The sequence below is a fragment of the Methylobacter arcticus genome, assembly GCF_050917435.1.
Classification (GTDB): domain Bacteria; phylum Pseudomonadota; class Gammaproteobacteria; order Methylococcales; family Methylomonadaceae; genus Methylobacter_A; species Methylobacter_A titanis.
The window spans coordinates 3,908,266-3,929,810 of the sequence record NZ_CP159583.1 but is presented as its reverse complement, the minus strand read 5'-3'; the positions used below and the strand labels follow the sequence as shown (position 1 = coordinate 3,929,810).

General features: G+C 50.4%; 15 protein-coding genes. 5 read left to right on the top strand and 10 right to left on the bottom strand.

Annotated elements, in window-relative coordinates:
* Window positions 1-47 precede the first annotated feature (47 nt).
* The 6 genes from pgl to ABXJ76_RS18625 form a co-directional block, all read right to left on the bottom strand.
* Window positions 48-731 carry a 6-phosphogluconolactonase gene (gene pgl, locus ABXJ76_RS18650; RefSeq protein ID WP_432742826.1) on the bottom strand — a complete coding sequence of 228 codons (684 nt, stop codon included), beginning with the start codon at window positions 729-731 and terminating at the stop codon, window positions 48-50.
* Entirely contained in the window at window positions 732-2,219 is a 1,488-nt protein-coding gene (gene zwf / locus ABXJ76_RS18645) for a glucose-6-phosphate dehydrogenase (protein WP_432746577.1), read from the bottom strand. It abuts the gene before it with no gap.
* Window positions 2,220-2,277: 58 nt separating this feature from the next.
* Window positions 2,278-3,723: a decarboxylating NADP(+)-dependent phosphogluconate dehydrogenase gene (gene gnd, locus ABXJ76_RS18640; protein WP_432742824.1), complete on the bottom strand. Its 1,446-nt coding sequence runs from the start codon at window positions 3,721-3,723 to the stop codon at window positions 2,278-2,280.
* 714 nt (window positions 3,724-4,437) lie between these two features.
* Complete coding sequence (locus tag ABXJ76_RS18635) at window positions 4,438-4,842, bottom strand: cytochrome C (protein WP_432742822.1); 405 nt, start codon at window positions 4,840-4,842, stop codon at window positions 4,438-4,440.
* A gap of 21 nt (window positions 4,843-4,863) precedes the next feature.
* Entirely contained in the window at window positions 4,864-5,940 is a 1,077-nt protein-coding gene (locus ABXJ76_RS18630) for a metallophosphoesterase family protein (protein WP_432742820.1), read from the bottom strand.
* 14 nt (window positions 5,941-5,954) lie between these two features.
* Window positions 5,955-7,160, bottom strand: a complete 1,206-nt coding sequence (locus tag ABXJ76_RS18625; RefSeq protein WP_432742818.1) for a cytochrome-c peroxidase — start codon at window positions 7,158-7,160, stop codon at window positions 5,955-5,957.
* A 424-nt stretch (window positions 7,161-7,584) separates the two neighbouring features.
* On the opposite strand from ABXJ76_RS18625, the gene ABXJ76_RS18620 reads away from it, so the two are divergent.
* A complete protein-coding gene (locus ABXJ76_RS18620) occupies window positions 7,585-9,864 on the top strand; it encodes a TonB-dependent receptor family protein (RefSeq protein WP_432742816.1) in 2,280 nt (759 codons plus the stop codon).
* A 60-nt stretch (window positions 9,865-9,924) separates the two neighbouring features.
* On the opposite strand, the gene ABXJ76_RS18615 is transcribed toward ABXJ76_RS18620, so the two are convergent.
* From ABXJ76_RS18615 to ABXJ76_RS18600, 4 genes are all read right to left on the bottom strand, one after another.
* Window positions 9,925-10,983 (bottom strand): phosphotransferase enzyme family protein, encoded by a 1,059-nt coding sequence (locus ABXJ76_RS18615; RefSeq protein ID WP_432742814.1) that lies wholly within the window; start codon window positions 10,981-10,983, stop codon window positions 9,925-9,927.
* Window positions 10,984-11,005: 22 nt separating this feature from the next.
* On the bottom strand, window positions 11,006-11,656 hold the full coding sequence (gene rdgB, locus ABXJ76_RS18610) for an RdgB/HAM1 family non-canonical purine NTP pyrophosphatase (RefSeq protein WP_432742812.1): 651 nt from the start codon (window positions 11,654-11,656) through the stop codon (window positions 11,006-11,008).
* Window positions 11,653-12,375 carry a ribonuclease PH gene (gene rph / locus ABXJ76_RS18605; protein WP_432742811.1) on the bottom strand — a complete coding sequence of 241 codons (723 nt, stop codon included), beginning with the start codon at window positions 12,373-12,375 and terminating at the stop codon, window positions 11,653-11,655. The genes rdgB and rph overlap by 4 nt, the downstream gene beginning before the upstream one ends.
* Window positions 12,376-12,525: 150 nt before the next feature.
* On the bottom strand, window positions 12,526-13,425 hold the full coding sequence (locus ABXJ76_RS18600; protein ID WP_432742809.1) for a serine/threonine protein kinase: 900 nt from the start codon (window positions 13,423-13,425) through the stop codon (window positions 12,526-12,528).
* Window positions 13,426-13,469: 44 nt separating this feature from the next.
* Here ABXJ76_RS18600 and ABXJ76_RS18595 point away from each other — a divergent pair, with 44 nt between their 5' ends.
* The 4 genes from ABXJ76_RS18595 (at window position 13,470) to ABXJ76_RS18580 (ending at window position 21,541) form a co-directional block, all read left to right on the top strand.
* Window positions 13,470-14,336, top strand: coding sequence for a YicC/YloC family endoribonuclease (locus ABXJ76_RS18595; RefSeq protein WP_432742807.1), 867 nt, complete (start codon window positions 13,470-13,472; stop codon window positions 14,334-14,336).
* A 110-nt stretch (window positions 14,337-14,446) separates the two neighbouring features.
* On the top strand, window positions 14,447-16,267 hold the full coding sequence (locus ABXJ76_RS18590) for a VCBS domain-containing protein (protein ID WP_432742805.1): 1,821 nt from the start codon (window positions 14,447-14,449) through the stop codon (window positions 16,265-16,267).
* A gap of 234 nt (window positions 16,268-16,501) precedes the next feature.
* Window positions 16,502-19,630, top strand: coding sequence for a putative bifunctional diguanylate cyclase/phosphodiesterase (locus tag ABXJ76_RS18585; RefSeq protein ID WP_432742803.1), 3,129 nt, complete (start codon window positions 16,502-16,504; stop codon window positions 19,628-19,630).
* 420 nt (window positions 19,631-20,050) lie between these two features.
* Window positions 20,051-21,541 carry a complex I subunit 4 family protein gene (locus ABXJ76_RS18580; RefSeq protein ID WP_432742801.1) on the top strand — a complete coding sequence of 497 codons (1,491 nt, stop codon included), beginning with the start codon at window positions 20,051-20,053 and terminating at the stop codon, window positions 21,539-21,541.
* The last annotated feature ends 4 nt before the right edge of the window (window positions 21,542-21,545 follow it).

Below are 21,545 nucleotides of genomic sequence, written 5' to 3'. Positions count from 1 at the left end.
TTAAGGTGAAAAGTTCAAGGTTCAAGGTTCAAGGCGAAAGGCCGGATCTACGGCTTGTAGGCAGCGTTATCGATATAAATATCGATAGGGTTTTCTGGGGTAATGCCGGCAACCGGCAAATCCTGACCTGAACGCCATTGGTTGACGGCTTCCTGCTTGTTCGCGCCGGTGATTAAAAATATCAATTCCCGGGTGTTGCTTAATGCCTTAGCGCTGATCGAAATACGTTCCGGCGGCGGTTTGGGCGAGTTGTAAACCGCATGCACCAGCTCGTCTTGTTGATGCTGATGACCGGGAAACAGGCTGGCGGTATGGCCGTCCTCGCCCATGCCCAGCAACACCATATCGAACATGCCGGCCTCGGCGACGGTTTGACGATAGCGTTCGGCGGCAACTTCCGGCCCCAGTTCGGCGGGCATGGTAAAAATCTGCTCGGCCGGAACAGCCACTTTATCCAGTAAAACCTGGGTTGCCATCAGGCTGTTGCGGTCTTTATGATCGGCAGGCAAGCAGCGCTCATCGCCGTAATAAATATGCCAGTTGGCCCAGTTCGCATTGGACCCGGCTAATAGTCGATAGACTTTTTCCGGGGTGCTGCCTCCGGCCAATACTAGCTTGAATTTGCGGCGTGCGGAAACGGCCGAGTCGGCGGCGTTAAGAATGTGACGGCAGGCGGCAAAAGCTACGTCTTCTGCGGTTTCAAGAGTATGCCAGCGGCTGTTTTGTTGCATTTATTTACACTCCGGGATTAATGAGCTGCGCCAATATTGGTTGTCTTTGTCGAATAAGCGGCGGCTGTCTTCCGGCCCCCAGGAACCTGCGGCATAGGTGACAATATGGTCACGTTCTATTGCCCAGGTTTGCAGGATCGGATCGACAATGCGCCACGCATATTCTACTTCATCAAAGCGCAGAAATAACGAGCGGTCGCCTTTTAATACGTCGAGCAATAAGTCTTCGTACGCATCGATGGGTTTTTCATTCTCCTGGCGGAAGCTGGCATCCAGGCTGCTGGAGCGGGTGCGCATCTCGAGGCCGGGTTCTTTGACGGTCATTTCAATGCGGATAAATTCTTCCGGTTGTATGCCGAGCAGTACCCAGTTGGGGTTCATGCACTGCACCTCGGTGCCGCGAAAAAACTGTAACGGCGGATGGCGAAAACAAATCGAAATAGTCGATTGCGCCTTGGCCATGCGCTTGCCGGTACGCAGATAAAACGGTACGCCGCGCCAGCGCCAGTTGTCGATATACAGTTTCATCGCGGCATAGGTTTCGGTGATGCTGTTGGCCGGTATGCCGTCTTCCTGCAGATAGCCGTTGACCCGTTCGCCGCCGATGTTGCCTTTACCATATTGGGCGCGGAAGGCATGACCGTGTACGGCTTCTCTGGGAATGGGGCGGATGGATTTCAGCACTTTGACTTTTTCGTCGCGTAGCGATTCGGCTTCCATCGACACCGGCGGCTCCATGGCGACCAGCGTCAGCAATTGCAGCAAATGACTTTGCAGCATGTCGCGCATGGCTCCGGCGTTGTCGTAGTAATCGGCGCGGCTGCCTATGCCGATGTCTTCTGAGTGGGTGATTTGGATATGATCGATATAATTGCGATTCCATAACGGCTCCAGCATCACATTGGCAAAACGAAACACCAACACATTTTGCACCATGCCTTTACCCAGATAATGATCGATACGGTAAATTTGGTCTTCCGTTAAATAGCGGCTGATGCGCTTTTGCAGGGCTTGAGCGCTGTCCAAATCATAACCGAACGGTTTTTCGATAATCACTCGCCGCCAACCGTATTCTTCATCGAATAAGTGGTTATTGCTTAACAGCTCCATGACCGTACCGAAGTCTGAGGGACTTATAGACAGATAGAAGGCGATGTTTTTAGGAAATTGGTTGTTCCCGTTAAGCAATTCAGCCAATTCGGTATAACATGGCGGCTGTTCTATATCGCCCTGATGGTAATGCAGGCGGGCGCTAAAGCGTTGAAAAACAGCTTCATCAAAATCGTCTGGCACTTTGTCCATAATCATCTGCCGAACTTCGGCCAGCCATTTTTCTTGATCCCATGGCCTGCGACCGATGGCCAAAATACGGGTGCCTTCAGGCAAGCGCTTGGCGACATCCAGATGATACAGCGATGGCATTAATTTAATCCGGGACAGGTTTCCGGTGGCGCCAAAAATAACGTAGGTACAGGGTTCGGCTTTCAGCATTGGTAGCGCCTCGTGTTTTTTAGGGAAGGCGTTAGCGTACCCGAAAAAGCTTTATTTAAACAGTATAGGTCGTCGATGCGGTTTTGCCGCCATGCCCGGTCCAATCGGTATGGAAGAATTGGCCTCTGGGTTGATCTATGCGCTCATAAGTATGCGCGCCGAAATAGTCCCGTTGGGCCTGTAGCAAATTAGCCGGTAATTTTTCACTGCGATAGCCGTCGTAATAAGCCAGGGCGGAAGACAGGGCCGGGGTCGAAATGCTGAGCTCTATGCCTAAAATAACGGCTCTACGCCAGCCTTCATCGGCTTGTTTCATCGCAGCGACAAAGAAATCGGCCAGCAGCAGATTTTCCAAATCCGGGTTCGCATCATAGGCTTGTTTGATGTCGTTTAAAAACCGACTGCGAATGATACAGCCGCCGCGCCACATCAGCGCAATATCGCCATAATTGAGCGCCATGCCATATTCTTTTGAGGCTTCGCGCATCAAGCGAAAACCTTGCGCATAAGAAATGATTTTGGCCGCATATAACGCATCGCGAATAGCATTAATCATGGTTTTCTTGTCGCCGATAAATTTCAGCGGTCGTTTAGGCAGTACCGATGACGCTTTAACCCGTTCCTCTTTTTGCGCGGACAAGCAGCGGGCAAATACCGCTTCGCCAATCAGGGTTAACGGGATACCCAGTTCCAGGGCATTGATACCGGTCCATTTGCCGGTGCCTTTTTGTCCGGCAGTGTCGAGAATTTTTTTCAGCAACGGCTGACCATCGCTATCTTTGTAGGCCAAAATAGCGGCGGTGATTTCAATCAGATAGGAGCTTAACGGCCCCCGATTCCATTCGGCGAATATCGCCTGCATGTCATAAGCGCTTAAGCCTAAGCCCTCGGACAGCAGGTGATAGGCTTCGCCGATCAATTGCATGTCGCCGTATTCAATACCGTTATGCACCATCTTGACGTAATGTCCGGCGCCGTTATCGCCCACCCATTCGCAGCAAGGCTGGTCGTCAACCTGTGCACTGATAGACTGGAAAATGGGTTTGACCACAGGCCATGCGTCCTTGTTGCCGCCGGGCATGATAGACGGCCCGTGTCTTGCGCCTTCCTCGCCGCCGGAAACGCCCGCACCTATGTATAGGATATTTTGTTCTTTTAGGGCAATAGTCCGACGTTGGGTGTCGGTGAACAGTGAATTGCCGCCATCGACAATAATATCGCCGGGTGATAATAGCGGCGCTAACTTGTCGATAGTCTGGTCGACCACCTCTCCCGCTTTAACCATTAACATGACGATGCGCGGCGATTCCAGGTTGTCGATCAATGCTTCCAGCGAGTGTGTGCCGATAATTTGCGTATTTTTGCCAGGGCCAGCCAGAAACTCATCAACTGTGCTGGTCGTGCGGTTAAATACCGCCACGGTAAAACCATGGTCGTTCATATTAAGAACCAGATTTTGTCCCATGACCCCTAGGCCGATTAAGCCGATGTTTGCTTTCATAGTTGTCTTCTTAAAGAGTGATTTTAAATTGTTTGTTAAGTCTAAAAACGAACAGCGATTTGTCGACGAAAGGCACGAAAAAATAGATTAAAGTTTTCTCCTCGTTCCCACGCGCCGCGCTCATCGTTATACACATCTTCATTCAATATCCGATTTCGCTGGTAGGGCGTGCCGTGCGTTTCAGTTCGGCATTCCTGCCAGAGTGACAGTGTTTCGCAGACACTTGTTTATAACGACGAGCGCGCCGCGTCCCGTCCCGTATACGCAAGACGTTGGTTGTGATATGCGTTGATTTCCAAGCTCCAGAGACTGTGAAAGTATTCATATTTAGAAATTAACTACGAAGAACACGGACGACTGCAAGGACAGATATTTGCTCCTCGGCAACTGCTCCTGCGTTGCTCTACTACACGCCATCCATGGCGTTATGCAATATCTGCATTCACCACATCCCTGTGGATTATGCAGGAGGTAGAATTGCGTCTGGAACAGCAATCGAGAGCAACGCAGGAGCAGTTGCCGAGAGCACGAAGTTTTTAATACCTTGAGTTAATGCTGTTGTTTTCTCCGTGTTCTTCGTGTTCTCTGTGGTAAATAATTTTTTCAGCTCGATTTGGATAATACTTTCACCGTCTCTGGAGCTTGGGAATCAGCGTAAACATTGTTTTCGCGTCTTTCGTGTCTTTCGTGGACGATTGATTTTTGCAGGTTAAATCAATGCTTGCCCGGCTCCAGTTTTACTCCCCGTCTTTCATAAGTCACATAGGCCTGTAGCGCAGTCATTTTGGGATCGTCGGCGGCTAGCGGTTGCCCTTCCAAAGGATTTTTAAGGCACCAGTTGATCATTTGCCAAAGCGGTACGACTTTGCCTAGCTGCTTTTGAAATTTCGGATAGGTTTCGGGATGGGTATTGGCCGCATTGGGATGGCACTGGGCGCAGGCAACGCCGTTGGTGCCCAGCTTGGGGCTGGTCCATAACTCGCGGCCTTCAGCCGCAACCTCCATAAACTGCTGCTGCCAGCGTTGTATATCGGCACCGGTAAATTCATCCGCCAGCGCTGATCCGGTGCTCGCAAATGCCAAACACAATGCTAGGGTTATTTTTTGATAAGTCGACATGATCTTGCTCCTGTACGGTGGCTAATAGTGTGTTTGCGGAATAATCCGCGCTTTTTCATCCTGATAGACAACATCTTCCGGGCGTTTCAGTTTTTGGTTATAGCGGACAATACGGCTGGTGTTGTCATACAGCGTAAAGTTCAGGTCGGCATTGCCATTAGCCAGATTGATAAATTGCCAGCCGGTGGCGTCGCGTTCGAAAAACGGATCGGCCCGGTTCATCGGCACCGTCAACTTGGGCAAATATTGCGCGGCCTGGGCGTAAGATTGCGGATAAGGCCAAGGCCAGGCGGTTGCCATCACCGAGTTGAAACTGATATTGCCGATCTGGTTGTACTGTATCTGATGGACGTGACCGTAGATGACCGAAACTTTTTTGAACGGTTTCAGCAAGGCCTGAACCTGCTCGGCATCTTCGGTCCAGAAATTCCAGCCTTTATAAATTTTTTGCAACGGCGAATGCGAAAACACCACCACCGGCGTGTCTTTGCTGACCTTGTCCAGATCTTTTTTCAGCCACAGCCGCTGTTCCTCGCCCACCATGAACGGCGAACCGTTCGGGTTGTCGAGTCCGGCCATTTCCAGCATGCGTTGTTCGGCGGTCGGCCAGCGTTTAAAGGTCCAGTCGTCATAGGTTTTGATGCTGTTCAGTACCACGAAATGCACGCCTTTATGATCGAAGCTATAGTATTGCGGGCCGAATAGCTTCTCCCAATATTCGCCTAGATCCAGGTAATAATCATGCTCACCCATCACATAACGGACATCGCCATGCAGCGCCGACATGATTTCTGCGCCATGATCCAGTTCGGCTTTGCTGCCCAGCTGCGCCAGATCGCCGCCGTACATCACAAAATCCGGTTTAGGCAGCAATAGATTGGTTTCCGCAACAGCGCGAATCAGGCCGCGATCCCAGTTTCTGACGAAACGATTGTCTTTAATATGCTGAATATGGGAGTCGGAAATATAGGCGAAGGTGAAATTCTGGCTGCTTTCTGCAAAAGCCAGTTCGATCAGGCTGATCGGCAAGGTTGTACCGATGGCTAACGCACCAGCGCTTTTGATAAAATTCCGGCGACTATTATTGATGGTGCTCATGGTGAATTCCTCTTTCAGTTGGCCGCTTGGGTGGATGTAGGAACAGCAAATTTCGAGCTGGACTTTGAGCTAGTCAGCGCCTTCATAAAGTCCACCAGATCGTCCAGCTGCGGGTCGCTCAGATTAAGCGGGCGAATGCCGCCGCTGAGGAAATCGTTGACCGGATCACCCGCTTTGGCTACGCCGCCATTGTTGTAATGAACCATTACTTCTTTCAGGGTTTTCAGGCTGCCGTCGTGCATATAAGGCGCCGTCAAGTCGACATTGCGCAAGGTCGGCGTTTTGAATGCGCCGATTTGGCTCAGGTCATCGGTCACTGCAAAGCGCCCCAATTCCGACGATTTTTTGTCGGTCAACACCATCACATCGACATCTCCGCCTTTGTTTTTGGCTTCCAGAAAAGCCTGGGCCAGTCGGGGAATGTCTTGCTGGATCCGATTAATGCCGACGCCGATATTGTGAAAACGGCTGTCGGTAAAGAGGGCGTGATCCTGCTCAATGGTATGACAGGAAACGCAGCGGCCCTGCCCGACGAACAGTTCGAATCCGCGAATCTGGGCCGCAGTCATCGCATCGGCCTGGCCGTTGAAATGATAACGGTCGAAAGCAGAGTTGCTCGAAACCAGGGTACGCTCGAAGCTGGCGATCGCCTTGGCGACATGATCGATAGACAGTCTTTTACCGCTCACTTCAAACACGGTTTGGAAGGTAGCAAGATAATCGGGGTCGCTACGGATAATTTCGAGTACCTGCTTATGATCGGTCAAACCATGTTCAACCGGATTAATCAGCGGCTGCTTGGCTTGGCCTTCCAGATCCGGTTCGCGCCCGTCCCAGAATTGCGACTGATTGAATGCGGCGTTGAGTACGGTGGGGGCGTTGCGCGTTCCGGTCAGTCCGTGATGACCCACCGAGATGGCTAAGCCATCGGTAAATGCTTTCTTATCATCGTGGCAATTTGAGCAGCTGACCGTGCCGTCGACAGAAAAGCGTTTGTCATGAAACAGTTTATCGCCCAAGGCAATTTTTGCCGGGGTTTGGGGATTGTTTGCCGGTATGGGGACCGGCGGCAAACCGTATAGATCATTTTCGTCAGTCTGACTTTTCGCGTCGTCCTGTTGAGAAATGACGGCGGCTGAAACAGCCATAGGATCGGTGCTGATCTGCTTATAAGCGAACAAAGCGGTCAGGATAAGAGCTAGCAATACGACATAGCGCATGGTGGATCTCCTGATGAATCGTAGAGAAAACGAGCGTTTTTTTGTTATCGTCCAGCCTGGACTCGGGACGGTATAAAAATAGCCGTAATTTGAAGTTTAGAGGAAGTAAGCGGTTCGGGCAACTAGTAAAACCACCTAATTTGAATTTTCGCCAACAGCGTCAATGCGTAGGGCGCATCGCTTGGTTTTGTTGAGTTTGGTGCCTGATATTTGGCCAAGGCTAGGCCATGCATCGGCAAAGATTTCAATTTTCTTATTATGACGTTATCGCGTTGGCAAGAGCTCGTTCTCAATACGCATGCGAATAAGATTGATTATCATTTGAGAGTAATATATTATATTCCCCTACTCATTTAATTGTCATTTGAATCAGCACTTAATGAGCCATAATTCTGACTAAACCAAATTTAAAAGGGAAAATTGTATGTTGCACTCGAAACGGCTTTTTGCACTGTTATCATGGGTCGTTGTTGTCGGCAGCTTTGTCACTGTGGCCGAGAGCGCTGACAAAACCGAAAAACCTATCATCCTGGATACCGTCAACATTCTCGGGGATCCTGTCGGCGTAAAAGATATGCCGGCTTCTGCCCAACTTATCGATACCGAGCAGATCCGCGATCAAAGCTATAGCGACATTAACCGTATTTTGCGCCGCGTTCCCGGCGTTAATATTCGTGAAGAGGACGGCTTCGGACTATTCCCCAATATCAGTTTTCGCGGCGTGGATACCACTCGTAGCGCCAAGATCACCGTCATGGAAGATGGCGTACTGGTCGCCCCTGCAGCCTATTCCGCGCCCGCTGCTTACTTTAATCCGGCCGGCGGTCGCATGAGCGGTGTGGAAGTGTTGAAAGGTTCCAGCCAGATTAAGTTCGGCCCGCATATTACCGGCGGCGTGCTCAACTACTTGTCAACTGCGATTCCGGACAGCGGCAAGGCTTATCTTAAAACCATTTACGGCAGTTATAACGAAGTCAGAACCCACGGCTATGTCGGCGATACTGTGGAAACAGCGCATGGCCGCGTCGGTTACTTGGTAGAAGGCTTTTACCGGGGATCGGATGGATTTAAAAGCATTGATACCACGCCGGATTTCCAAAACAGCGACCAAACCGGTTTCCAGCAGGTCGAGCCGATGGTGCGCTTGTCCTGGGAGCCGAATACCGACATCTATCAAAAGCTTGAAGTCAAGTACGGTTATTCCAGTATGGATGCCGATGAAACCTACTTAGGCACCAGCGAAGCCGATTTCAGAAATGATCCCTACCGGCGTTATTCGGCATCGCGTTTCGATAATATCAAATCGGATCGAAACGGCGGCTTTGCGCGCTATTTCATCTCGCCGACCGATGACCTGGATATTGTGACCACCGCGTATTACAGCGAGTTCGACCGTAACTGGAGTAAATTGAACGATATCCGTAGTGTGCCTAACGCAACTGGTACCGGCACGCAAAATATGGATTTGGCGGCGGCCTTGGCAGGCACCAACGGCGGCAACGGTTTGGCCTGTCTTAAGGGCGACCTAGCCTGCCAGTTACGCGTCCGCGACAATAACCGCAGCTATTATGCAGGTGGTGTTGAAACCGCCGCCAATTACCGCTTCGATCTAGGCTCGACCCAGCATGAGCTGAATGGCGGCTTCCGTTATCACGAAGATCAAGAAACCCGTTTTCAACACGATACCACTCATCGTCAGGCGGCCAACGGCACTATTTCAAGCTCCGCTGTCGGTGCGCCGGGTAGCCAGGACGACCGTTCCGGTCTGACCAATGCCTATGCGTTTTTCCTGAAAGACCGGATCGAATTGGGGCAATGGGGATTTACGCCCGGTATGCGTTATGAGCATTTGAATCAGGTCTATAAAAATAATCTCAGTCCAAGTACAAACGGTAGCAGTTCGCTGGATATGTATGCGGGCGGAGCCAGTCTGGATTACCGCTTCAACGACGATTTCATGATGTTCGGCAGCGCCCATCGCGGTTTTTCGCCGCCCAGTCCGCAAAATGCTGTGATCGACAAGCTGACCGAGGAATCGAGCAATGCCTACGAATTAGGCGGCCGTTATAGCCGAGGTGCTTTTTCTGCGGAGCTGACCGGTTTTTATACCCAGTTTAATAATTTGCTGGTGGTCAATAACATCGGAGGCGCCGGAACCGGACAAAGCGAAAACTTCGGAGCTGTCGATAGCCGAGGCGTCGAAATGGCGATGAATTTCGATGCCGGCAAAGCCTTCGACTGGGGTTTTCGCAATCCTTACTTCCTGTCGTTTACCTACACCGATACTGAACAGTTGAATAATGCGACTTCGACCGATGCGGAGTCGATTTTCAGTTACGGTAAAAAAGGCAACAAAGTACCTTATATACCGGAATATGCACTCAGCTTCGGCAGCGGACTGCATTTTAACAAATGGGGTATCGATGTCGCCGGTAACTATGTTGGCGAAACCTTCACCAGCGCCAATAATACCGGGGATCAATTCAACGGTGCAGGCTTGCCGGATGCGCGTTTCGGTAAAACCGACGACTATATCATCGCCGACGTCTCCGCGTATTATCAGGTTGCCAAAGGGGTTAAAATTTTGGGCGGTGTGCAAAATATGGCCAACGAGCAGTATCTGGTTTCCAGGCAACCTTACGGCCCGCGTCCCGGTATGCCCATCTTTGCCTACGGCGGTTTTGAACTGGATTTCGATATCTAAGCATTCTAACAGTGCTTTATCGTTTCCACGCTCCAGCGTTGCCAAGCATGATGTCGGCTGTTAATCCGATAACAGTGGCTGGCTATTTTGTAACTGCGAGATCAGGCGCTTAATCGCCGGTTCCTGCGCGATGATGCTCTCACATAAGTGGAATTGATTAATGGCACGATGCAAGTTTTGTTCGGGCTCGGTCACCTTGAAATACCGATTGCCTTCCAGATAATCGGTATAAAAGCGGAGGCCTAATTCAAAAGGAATCAGGCGGATGGCGGGATATAAATAGTGATAATCGTGTTCGGTAAAAAATGCGCCGGTCTCGCCTAGGTAGCTTTTTAACAGCGCGGCGCAAATATCCAGATTGAACACGCCCTCAACCGTTTGACAGCAAGAGCGCAGACAATCGCCAATATCGTAATGAACCAGTCCCGGTTTGACGGTGTCCAGATCGATAATGCTGATGATCTTTTTGCTGTGTTTATCAAACAAGAAATTGTTTAATTTAGGGTCGCCATGAATAACCCGCAAAGGCAGCAAACCTTGTTGTTTTGCAGCTTCCAGATCATCGGCGATAGGCTGTAACCGGGTGATGAATTCGGCGCAATAACGGCTTTTTGGCTGAGCCGATAACGCTAAAACCTGATGATAATGCTTTAAATATTGAGGCGTTATATGAAAGCCGGGCAGGGTATCATGCAAAAGCACCGGGTTAAGGTCGCTAAGCAGGCGATGAAAATGCCCCAACGCAAATCCGGCCTGCTCGGCATCGCTGATATTACCTATGGTCTCTACACTTTCGCTATCGCTTATAAAGCTTAGCGCCCGCCAGCAGCCGCCGTTTTGATCCTGATAAAAGGTGCTGTTATCGAGGGGTTTTAAGATTTCCGGGATTTGCAGCTTAACCGACGTGCCGGTTTTTTGCGCTATATGCCGATTAAGCGTTATCAGGTTGGCCATGATTTGCTCAGGCGCAGCAAAAACCGTGCGGTTTATGCGCTGCAGAACAAACGCAACTGATGGCGTTGCGACCAGGTAGGTATCATTGATCAGGCCATTGCCGAGCGGGGTTATTTCGGTGACGGCGCTGGCGAATTGCTGGGCGATAGTGAGTAGTGTATTCATCAAAATAGATGTGGGGGCGAATTCATTCGCCAGGGGCGACTAAAGATTCCTTTGCTTTGATTAATGCCGATAGAGTCTTCAGCGCCTGACCTCTGTGACTCAGCGCGTTTTTAACCGCCGCCGGTAATTCTGCCGACGTGCAATGATGGCTGGGCACCCAGAACACCGGATCATAACCGAAACCGTTTTCGCCGACCGCATGATCCAAAATCAGGCCTTCCCAAACGCCTTGGGCGATCACAGGGCAAGGATCATTAGCGTGCTCCATAAACACCATCACACAGATAAACCGGGCAGTACGCAGTTCAGCAGGTACGCTTTCGAGCTCGCGCAACAGCTTGTTCAGATTGTCCCGGTCGCTGGCAAGCACGCCGGCATACCGGGCGGAAATCACGCCGGCATACCGGGCGGAAATCACGCCGGGCGCACCGTTCAACGCATCAACCACCAACCCCGAATCATCGGCTATTGTCGGCAGCTTGCAATGCAACGCCGCATTTCTGGCTTTCAAAATGGCATTTTCTACAAAGGTAGTGCCGGTTTCTTCCGCGTCGGCAACATTAAATGTAGATTGCGGAATAATGGGGTGTTCCGCAAGTATCGCCTGAATTTCCCGGATCTTGCCGGGATTGCTGCTGGCCAGAACGATTTTATTTAGGGTTGAAAAGGTCATTTATGATTTTCTATCGCGATGCGCTGCTTTTCCAGCAATTGCTTGATGCCTAAACCCGCCAGTTCCAGCATGGCATCCAGTTCTTCTTTTCTGAACGCATGACCCTCAGCCGTACCCTGCACTTCAATAAACGCAGCCGCCTCGTTCATTACCACATTCATATCGGTTTCCGCATTGCTGTCTTCGGCATAATCCAGATCCAGCACCGGCACACCGTTATAAATACCCACGGAAACCGAGGCAACCTGCCCATGTAGCGGATTGGTCTTGATTTGTTTGCGTCTGAGCATCTTTTGCACCGCCAGCGACAGCGCGACAAAACCGCCGGTAATCGCCGCAGTACGGGTTCCGCCATCCGCCTGCAACACATCGCAATCGATCATGATGGTATGTTCGCCTAGCGCCTTTAAATCAATGGCTGCCCGTAAGGATCGGCCAATCAAACGCTGAATTTCCTGGGTGCGCCCGCCCTGTTTGCCGTTACTGGCTTCGCGCCCCATTCGGGTATGGGTCGAGCGCGGCAACATGCCGTATTCGGCGGTAATCCAGCCTTCGCCTTTGCCTTTAAGAAAGCGCGGTACACCCCGGTCGACACTGGCAGTGCAAAGCACCCGGGTATCGCCGAATTCAACCAGGACAGAGCCTTCTGCGTGTTTGGTAAAACCGCAGGTAAATTTGATGTCTCTCAGTTGATCCGGGTTACGTCCGCTTGGTCTCATAGTTGTTCCGCTAAATTGAAAAACCGAACAGTATACCTGAACAGCGCGCTGCTCGGATTTTCAATTCACCAATGTCACTATTCAGGCATCAATATAATAGAACAGCGGAAGCTGTAGCTGCGTTTCATTTTTCTAGCGGCTGAGTCGTTATCAATTATCAGCAAGAACTTGCTGCAACTCGGCAACCGATTGCGGACGATTTTCCGGCTGCAACTCCATAGCCCAGTCGATAGCTTTTAACAGATGTTCCGGAAATTCTCGCTTAAGCGCCTGGACTGCAGGAGTCAGCGTGTCCTGTCGCGCTCTATCCAAGGCGGGAACCGGCGTTTTATGCTCCAGGCAATTGCGCATACTCGCACCCACTGCATAAATATCCGTCCACGGGCCTAGCTCGGAGCTCAGGTCATGCTGCTCTATCGGCGAGTAGCCTTTGGTCAAAACCTTGCTTTGCTTGTTAAGGGATGATTTCGGAAAGTTCTGAATCGCGCCAAAATCCAGCAATAACGCATCATTGCCGGGCCGCACCAGAATGTTGGCGGGCTTAATATCCAGATGAATAAACTGATGACGATGAATATGGCTTAATCCTGCCAATAAGGTGTTGAACACGCTCAAGAAAAAATCTTCGGAAACAGGCAGTGTTTTATTGCTTAGCAGCTTGTCCAGCGTCACCCCATAGTCATAAGTCATGACCATATACACGGTAGAATGGGCTTTGAAAAAACCGATAACCTCGACAATATTGGGATGTTTTAAGGTCGACAGCACCTTGGCTTCTTCAAAAAATAGTACCCTGCCGCGGGTGAATAAAGCCGCGGTTTCTTCGCTGTTGGCGACAACGGCATTGTTCCAGGTTCGGTGGGCAAACTTTCTAGGCAGATATTCTTTAATGGCAACCTGAATCTGATCGGCTGTTTGTCTGGCCAGATAAACGGAACTAAAGCCGCCGTGCGCCAACTCCCTCTCAATGACATACTGGTCTATAATAGTGCCGGTTTGCAGGTAGTTCCATTCTTTGGGATAAGTATTCGGATCGTAATATTCAGCCATTGTGTTGTTTGTCGGTACCAGAATCCATCAATTATAGGTGAAAAATGATCAAAAGCATGACCGCATTTGCCGGCAATGAGATAGAAATCGGCGACTTAACCCTCAGCTGTGAATTGCGCTCAGTCAATCATCGCTATTGCGATATTAGCTTGAGACTGCCGGAGCGCCTGCGTTTTGTTGAAGCCGAGTTGCGTTCGGCCATCGCCGCAAAAATCAGTCGAGGTAAAGTTGAATGCTCATTGAGCTACAAAAAACAGGCTAAAAACGGCCCTAGCTTCATTATTAATATGGATGCGGTAGCCACACTACTTGCTGCGACCAATACTATTGAGGAGCAAATGCTGGGTACTTTGTCCTTTTCGGCGCTGGATGTACTGGCATTCCCCGGCATCCAGCAGGAACCGGATGTCGACAAAGAGCAGCTCGGTCTGGGTATCACCACCCTGGTCGATCAAACACTGGCTCAACTGCTGGAAGCGCGGGAACGAGAAGGCGCTCAACTTAAAATTCTGCTTGAAGAGCGTTGTACCAAAATGCTGGGGTTTGTCGACTTAGCGGGCAAACGCATTCCGGAAGTCTTATTGCTGATTCGCAATAAACTTAAAGACCGGATCACCGAACTGGTGGCAGAGCCCGATTTTGACCGTCTGGAGCAGGAACTGGTGCTGCTGGCTCAAAAACTGGATATTACCGAAGAGCTCGATAGATTGGAAACCCATATCAATGAAGTGTTGCGGGTACTCAAGCAAAAAGACCCCGTCGGCAGGCGGCTGGATTTTTTAATGCAGGAATTGAATCGCGAAGCCAATACGCTGGGATCCAAATCGGCCGATAAGGAAATGACCCAGATAGCGATAGAACTTAAAGTGCTGATCGAGCAAATGCGCGAGCAGGTGCAAAATATAGAGTAGCCCGAGGCTGGGTTGTTCATTTTTTGCCAAGCTTGACTAGCTATAAATTTGAACTATTCTCCAGATATTACCCAATTGAATAATCTGTAAGATTACAGGAACGTCAGCCCATGTTGAAAAAAATAACCCCTTTTGTGTTGCTGCTCTGCTCGACTGAGCTGTTTGCTGCCAGTATAAGATTAGCGCCGCAAGCTCAAGATGATTATGCTTCGGTGGTGGTCGGCATAAAGCCGACTGCCTCGGTAACACTGAGTGCCAATGACCGCTATGGCAGTATTGTTACTATGAAGGGCAGTTTATTAGGTCAATATGGCTATGTAGAGTTGTCAGGTACAAGTGTTACTTATACGCTCTACGATAATTCCGAAAACGCAAAGTTAACGGCCGGTCAAGTCGTTACCGATAGCTTTACTTATACTTATGCGAACGATGTGGGCCAAAGTTCCAGTGCCCGTTTGATTGTTCAGGTGGCGGGCAATCAACAAACCCCAATAGCCATAGATGACAGCATCACACTGGTACCGACTAATACTGTGTTTTCGGTGACTGGCGATGTCTCCACCAATGACAGTAACGGTACCAGTGTTTTTATCAGCAGCAACAGTTCTCCAGTCGCCGCTTACGGCAAGTTGGTGTTAGCCGCTGACGGCAGCTTTACTTATATTCTGAATAGAAATGCCCCTAATGTTATCGCCTTGAAAACGGGTGAAGTGGTTAATGACATTTTTTCCTATACGTATGTCGATCAGCGTGGGAAAAGTGCCAACGCGAAATTGACCGTCACCATTATCGGCAACCCGGTAGATGCCAATGGCAATGCTATTATTGAACAGCTGGATAGTCATCTTGATAACGTGGATATTGAGTTTAATGACCGTTCCGCCCGAGCAACGCTTCTGAATAGCCGTAAAAACATCAGCGGGCATTTGTATAGTGGCAGTGATAAAGACTGGTATAAATTGCGTAGCAATGGCAATGAAGTTATTACCATTGATGCTTGTCCGCAAGGTAGCGGTTGCTTCGGCAAGAAGAATTGGGTGGTTTATGTATTCGATGGCGCTAGATTAGCCGCTGAAAATGGAAATGACCCGCAAAACCCGCTGATGGAAGGGCGTGAATACACGTTCAACCGTTGGGTGGATGAGACGGGTAATTCCACTGATTTGCAAGGAAATAATATCACTAATAACACTGCCGGGTCTTCAAATCATCTGTATCTGGCTTATGAGCAAGGTTATTTCGATGGCGCTCTTATCGGTATAGTCGACCCTTGTTTTGACACAGCCAGTTCTGTTGACATCGGTGTAGGAGCAGGGCCAAGAGATTATTTTATTGCTGTTTCTTCACCATTAATGGGGGGTGATGCCGGTGTACCTGCTGGTCAATGTGGAGCGGGATCCACCGTTTTAGAAAGGCCTGGCGTTCCTACATCGGGTCAGGATGCAAGTGCCCCTTCTAAAAAGAAAACGTTTACGACGACAGAAGAATATATCACCGCTTTCCCCTACAGCGATGACCAGTACACCATCAAAATTACCGGTACGGGTCGCGACCCATTAGATCCGACCCTACCGACAACGACAGCCGCCGGATCAGCAGCATTCAATGCGACGTCCGGTGAGCTGAATATCCCTAAACTCCAGATTTTGGATAAGATGTATGCGGCACGCCTGAGCTTGCTAAATCAGGCGGCTCCCGCTAACGCGCGTGGCCCCTTCAATTTTGCGCTGTCAGACATCCAGGCGCTTAGCCCTAAAGAAATTACCGCGTCTTTCCAGGCGATCTATGACACCAAAAATCAGCGCTTATTGATTCCTCGCCTGATCGATACCGTCAGTGGCAACGCCTATTTTGTTGCTATGCAATATCATCAGGAAGTTGACGGCAAAGCCCAATGGCTGGAGCTTATTGACCTCACCCTCATTCAATAAGGGGTAAGCGGATTGCCGGCAAGGCAATCTGCTATACGGTGACAAAATCAACTCCTTGTCTTCGATGGACTTTCCGTTTAAGCCGGGACAGGCTTAAGCTTAACAACTTGTCCCGACTTAAACGGAAAGTCAAAAAAACTAAAAAATTTCACCACCTTCGTAATATGATGGATTGCATTGCAATTGAGAGATTTTTTATGATGACTCACGCGGAATAAACAGAAAAAAGACATCATGAGGCCTCCTAACAATTTAGCTCGATTTTCGCGCAGCCTCTGGCTGTCATTGGGAATGTTTGCCATTTTTTCCATTCTCTTTGTCATCTACGTCCGTTCGGAAAAGCAGCTTGATCGCGCCAATGCGTCGCGGCTTCAATCCCATTTTTTGGCTGACGAGTTACGCCAGTCGTCAGATGATCTTACCCGCATGGCGCGCAGTTATGTGATCACCGGCAGCCCTATCTATAAACAACATTTTCAGGATATTCTCGACATCCGCGACGGCAAGATGTCCCGCCCGGTCAATTACCACAATATCTATTGGGATCTGGTACTGGCTGATGAGCCGCGTCCGGACAGCGGGCAAAAGATTGCCTTGCTGGACCTGATGCGGCAAGCCGGTTTTACCGGGGAAGAATTTGCCAGGCTTGCACAAGCCAAGGCTAATTCGGATAGGCTCACCAGCACTGAATTCGCCGCGATGAAGTTGGTCGAATCCGGCACGCCTATCGAGGCTAACCGGCTCAAAGCAAGCCTGATGTTGCAAGACGCAAGCTACCATCAGGCCAAGGCTGGGGTGATGCAACCGATCAGCGAGGTTTATCGAATGATGGATCAGCGCACTCTGGATGGAGTCAACGCTGCGGAGCATGTGGCTATGCTTTTACGCATAGCGTTCGTCTCATTCGGTTTGCTGTCGATATGGATGTTATGGCGCGCTTATCGGGCTTTGTATACCACTCTGGGTTCATCGGTAAATGAGTTGTATCGGCGTATCGCCTGCCTAGGCAGCGGAGATTTTTCAGCCGTCATTCCGGTTGCACCCGGCATGGAAAACAGTGTGCTGGGCTGGCTGTCTGAGACGCAGATCAACCTTGCCCGCTTTGATGCTCAGCGCAAGGAAGCCGAAGTGAAGAATGAACGCATGACCCAGCTTTATGCCGCTTTGAGCCAGTGCAACCAGGCCATTGTGCGCTGCAGTAATGAAGAAGAGCTGTTTTCGCAAATTTGCTGTGATGCGGTAACTTTCGGCGGAATGAAGATGGCATGGATAGGCATACTGGACGAACAAAGCCAACAGCTTAAGCCGGTTGCGTCTTATGGTAGCGGCACGGAATATCTGGAAGGGATTCAAATTTCGATTGATGAAAACCAGGCGGCCGGGCGAGGTCCAACCGGAACAGCTATGCGTGAAGATCATCATTTTTGGTGCCAGGATTTTCAGCATGATTCTGCCACCGCACTATGGCGCGAGCGCGGTGCAAAGTTCGGTTGGAATGCTTCAGCCGCGCTGCCTTTGCATAGAAAGGGCGTGGTCATTGGGGTTTTCACTTTATACGCCGCCGAAATCAATGCCTTTGATCAACCCGCACGCGGCCTGCTGGTTGAAATGGCGATGGACATCGACTACGCACTGAACAGCTTTGAGCGCGAGGCGCAGCGCAGACAGGCTGAAAGTTCGCTTGCAGATTCACATCGCCTGCTTAAAATGATTATCGACACCGCGCCTATGCGTGTTTTCTGGAAGGATACGGAATTACGTTATATGGGCTGTAATCCCGCTTTTGCCAAGGATGCGGGAGAAATATCAGCGCAGGATATCATCGGCAAGGATGATTTTCAGCTGGCCTGGAAAGAGCAGGCCGAACACTATCAAGCCGATGACCGGCGGATAATGGATTCAAATATTCCTAAGCTTGCTTTTGAAGATCAGCAAACCACGCTTGATGGAACAAACACTTGGTTGCGTACATCTAAAGTGCCGCTTCAGAATGAGGCTAACGAAACTATCGGTATATTGGGCATTTACGAAGACATAACCGAGCAAAAGGGTACTGAGGAACGTATTCATTATCTGGCGAATTTCGATCCGCTGACCGGATTGCCGAACCGCACCCAGCTGAATGATCGTCTTAAATATGCCCTCAGCCTGGCGAAACGCAGCAACGGGCATTTGGCATTAATGTTCCTCGATCTCGACCATTTCAAAGATATCAATGACTCGCTCGGCCATAGCATCGGCGATGTCTTGTTGATCGAATTGGCCAAGCGTCTGCGCATGGCATTGCGTGAGGAAGATACAGTGACGCGCTTGGGCGGGGACGAATTTATTTTGTTATTGCCCGGCGTCGATGCCATCGGCGCGGCGCAGGTGGCGCAGAAATTACTGGATGCCATTGCCCAGTCTTATTGGATCGAACTCTATGACCTGGCTCTGACCGCATCGATCGGTATTGCGCTCTATCCGGAAGATGGCGGGGATCTGGAAACACTCTCCAAGAGCGCCGATGCCGCGATGTATCGCGCCAAACAGGAAGGCCGCCAATGCTATCGCTTTTTTACCCGAGAAATGCAAGAGCATTCGGCACGCAATCTGCAATTGGTGAATGCGCTACGTCATGCGCTGGAACGCGACCAATTACAGGTCTATTACCAGCCGCAAGTTTCCATGGAAGATGGGCGTGTCATTGGGGCGGAGGCCTTATTGCGCTGGCAGCATCCCGAATTGGGCAGGGTATCTCCGGCAGAATTTATTCCTGTCGCGGAAGGCAGTGGGTTGATCTTGCCGATTGGGGAATGGGTATTAAGGTGCGCTGTGCGTCAGGCGAAAGCCTGGGCGGATGAGGGTTTCGGCCCTCTGATTATGGCAGTGAATCTGTCAGCGGTGCAGTTTCGTCATCCCGATTTGCCCGAGCTGGTTACCCGCATCCTCGACGAAGAAGGCTTGCCACCCGAGTATCTGGAACTGGAGTTGACCGAAGGCGTGGCGATGCACAATCCGCAAGGCGCCATCGCGGTAATGAACAATCTGCACGAGCGCGGTATTCGTCTGTCGATCGATGATTTCGGTACCGGCTATTCCTCGCTGAGCTATCTGAAGAAATTCAAGGTGTACAAACTCAAGATCGACCAATCCTTTGTCCGTGATATCAATATCGACCCTGAAGACAAGGCTATTGTCAGCGCCATTATCAGTCTGGCAAAGGGCCTCGGCCTGCAAACCATTGCCGAAGGTGTGGAAACGTCAGCGCAACTGGCGTTCCTGCGCGAACAGGGTTGTGATGAGATGCAGGGTTATCTGTTCAGCAAGCCGGTACCGATTGAGCAGTTTGAAGCATTATTAAAGCGCAACTTTGTTTTCTGAGAGGACGTCATAAAACAAGAAAACAAGCTATAAACCGGGTAAAAGGTCAATGAGGTATCCCCTCTACCTATCAACGCTACGCAGTCCATAATTACAGCGTTTTCAAATTCAGTTGATTGCTAAATATAGGCGCACAGGGAGTGCAAGCTTTGCTTGCCAGAGCAGGCGAAGCCTGCACTCCAGCGACAATATTATGTTGCTTGCTAACCGACATGAAACCGCTGTAAGTGTGCCCCGCATTTGCTTTGAAAGGATACTGAAAGGTTGCAATGGTAGACTGGCCGACGCAAAACGCTTTTGAAGCGCGGGTGAAATAACAGCGTTAGTTTGCAAGGTTAATGCTTGCACTGCCTCGGCCTTAACGTACAATTGCTAACCCTTGAAACTAGCAAACAACAGAGCATAAGGAAGACTAAAATCATGGGGATACTCAGTATACTGCTCTGGACTCCGGCTGCCGGGGTCTTGCTGCTAGCCTTGACTCCTGGGCAGAACATTCAGCTAATCCGCTATATCGCGAACCTGTTTACCACTATCGCCTTTTTATTGGTCTGCTGGCTGCTTAGCATTTATAACGCGCACGATGCGGATTTACAGTTTAATGAATATTTCCCGCTTAACCCTAAGTTAGGCAGCGCTTATGCGTTGGGCATAGACGGTTTGTCGATGCCGATGCTGGTATTGGCGACATTGCTTACCTCGATAGCATTGCTGGCCTCATTCACCGTATCCAGCAGCGTCAAGGGCTATCACATTTGCATCTTGTTGCTTGAGTTCGGCATGTTGGGCGTGTTCCTGGCTCAGGATTGGGCGTTGTTCTATATCTTCTGGGAAGTGACCTTAATCCCGCTGTTCTTCCTGATTGGCCGCTGGGGCGGCAAACGGCGGCACACCGCCAGTCTTAACTTCGTGCTGTATACGATGGGCGGCTCGATTTTTATGCTGATCAGCTTGTTGGCGATCAGTCAGTACGATCTTGAACATGGCGGCTCTTTAATGTCCTCCATGCACCAGGCGGCACAAGACATGCCCAGGGTTGAGCAGGTCTTGGTGCTGCTCGGTTTTGTGATCGGCTTCGGCGTTAAGATGCCGATTTTCCCGCTGCACGGCTGGTTGCCGCTGGCGCATGTTGAAGCGCCCAGTCCGGTCAGTATTTTGCTGTCCGGCATCTTGCTGAAAATGGGCGCTTACGGCTTGATCAGGGCGGTAGTGATGCTGCCGGAGGCCGCAAAATTATTGCAACCGGTGTTGGTTTTTCTGGGGCTGTTCGGGATGCTTTACGGCGGACTGCTGGCCTGGCGGCAAAGCGATCTTAAAGCCATGGTGGCTTATTCGTCAGTCAGCCATATGGGCATCGTGTTGCTGGGTATCGCAACCTTGAACGAGGCCGGCATTACCGGCGCAGTGTTGCAAATGAGCGCTCACGGTCTGATTGCCGGTGCGTTGTTTCTTTTGGTCGGCCTGCTGTATGAGCGCACTCATAGCCGCAACATTCAGGATTACAGCTCGCTGATTCGAGTGATGCCGCGCTTTACTTTATTGATGACCTTAACCTTGTTGGCGGCGATGGGGCTGCCGGGTTCGGTTGGCTTTGTTGCCGAACTGCATACCTTGATTGGCGGTTTTAGCGTGTTCTCAAGTGTCGGCATGGGGGTGGGCTTGATGGCGTTTTTCAGCGTCAGCATTTTAATCGGCGCCGCCTACGCGCTACGCACCATCAGCCTGTTATTTACCGGCCCGGTAAAGTCGTCGATGCAACAGCTTGAAGACTTGAGAGCGCCGGAGTTATTGGCTGCCGGAATACTGGTGACAGGTATTGTGTTGTTCGGTCTGCTGCCCGCGCCGCTGCTTGATTTGTCTGCAGCCACCATCAGCCAGATGAACGGCCTAATCAGTCAGCGGATTTTATAGGTTT